1 pseudogene is annotated in these 1,104 nt (G+C 66.6%); it reads left to right on the plus strand.

The annotated features are described in order from the left end of the window. Positions 1-1,104: pseudogene (locus EOC06_RS35115) on the plus strand (transporter); the annotation flags it as partial.

A 1,104-nucleotide genomic window follows, 5' to 3' on the forward strand; every position in this document is an offset into this window, starting at 1 on the left:
CAATCCGTGTCGATCTCCGGCGACGTGGATCCGACCCCCGCCGCATCGCCCAATTGGAACGTAGGGGGCCAGCTGTTTGTCGGCAAATCCGGTACCGGCACGCTGGACATCGAAGCCGGCGGCACGGTCGCCAGCACATTCGGCTTTGTCGGTCGTGACCCTGGCTCCATCGGCACGGCGACTGTGACGGGCACCGGCTCCACCTGGACAAACAGCGGCGAGCTCACTGTCGGCCTTTTCGGCAACGGCACGCTGAACGTCGAGGACGGAGGCAAGGTCACCGACTTTAACGGCTACATCGGATATCACTCGGGTTCTACCGGCACGGTGACGGTAACCGGCGCGGGCTCCACCTGGACGAACAGCGGCTGGCTCTTTATCGGCTATGCCGGTGGCGCCGGCACACTGACCATCGCGGCCGGCGGCGTGGTCACCAACACGGCGGGCTCCATCGACTCCGGCACGGCGACGGTGACGGGCGCCGGCTCCACCTGGACGAGCAGCCTCGATCTTACTGTCAACGGCACGCTGAACGTCGCGGCCGGTGGTGCCGTAACCAACAAGCAGGGCTTTATCGGCAATGGCTCGGACTTCTCCGGCACGGCGACGGTGACGGGCACCGGCTCCACCTGGACGAACAGCGGCGAACTTTATGTCGGCTTTAACGGCGGCGCGACGCTGAGCGTCGAGGACGGCGGCGCTGTCAGCAACACGAATGGCTATATCGGTACTTTCGCAAGCTTCACCGGCACGGCGACGGCGACGGTGACGGGCGCGGACTCCACCTGGACGAACAGCGGTGCACTTTATGTCGGCAGTTCCGGCACCGCGACGCTGAACGTCGAGGACGGCGGCGCTGTCAGCAACACGGACGGCTACATCGGGGTTTTCGCAAGCTCTACCGGCACGGCGACGGCGACGGTGACGGGCGCGGACTCCAGCTGGACGAACAGCGGCGACCTTTATGTCGGCCGTTCCGGCACCGGCACGCTCGACGTCGAGGAGGGCGGCGCCGTCACCAACGCGGTCGGCTACATCGGATACGACGCTGGCTCCACCGGCACGGCGACGGTGACGGGCGCGGACTCCGCCTGGACGAACAGC

The organism is Mesorhizobium sp. M7A.F.Ca.MR.362.00.0.0 (genome assembly GCF_004023175.1).
GTDB lineage: Bacteria > Pseudomonadota > Alphaproteobacteria > Rhizobiales > Rhizobiaceae > Mesorhizobium.